Origin of the sequence: Streptomyces lancefieldiae (assembly GCF_031845825.1) — a bacterium.
In the GTDB taxonomy this organism is placed as follows: domain Bacteria; phylum Actinomycetota; class Actinomycetes; order Streptomycetales; family Streptomycetaceae; genus Streptomyces; species Streptomyces lancefieldiae.
This window is the reverse complement of sequence record NZ_JAVRFH010000366.1, coordinates 1-424: the sequence shown is the minus strand read 5'-3', so window position 1 is coordinate 424 and position 424 is coordinate 1. Positions and strand designations below refer to the sequence as shown.

At 72.4% G+C, this 424-nt stretch carries 1 protein-coding gene; it reads right to left on the bottom strand.

Annotated elements, in window-relative coordinates; translation table 11 throughout:
* Positions 1-424, bottom strand: a 424-nt coding sequence (locus RM812_RS42540; protein WP_311586414.1) for a DUF885 family protein, incomplete at both ends; no start/stop codon positions are given.

Genomic DNA, 424 nt, shown 5'->3' with positions numbered 1-424 from the left:
CCCTGGCGACGGCCTCCTGCTCGGCGACCATGCGCGCGAGTTCCTCGACGCCCCAGTCGTAGGTCTCGTCGAGATCGATCTTGGCGCCCAGGAACTGCCTCGACCGCAGGGCGTAGATCTCGCGCCCGACGGCGTCCTGCTCGGTCGCGGCGTCGTCGAGGTCGGTGGCCAGGAAGTCGGCGAGCTCGCCGTACGCCGACGTCGCTGCGCCGGCGGCGTCGGAGAGGTCGCGGGCGAGGGATGCCGGAAGCGATCCGTTCTCGAGCTCGGCATCGGCGGCGAGGCCCGCGAAGAACCCGTCGGGCTCCGCGTGCTTGCGCACCTGCGCCAGCACCTCGCGGACCTGTCGGCGCGCGGGGGTGATGCCGCGCGCGATGCCCTCCCGCAGTGTTTGGATGTAGCCGTCCATCGCACGCGGCAGGTC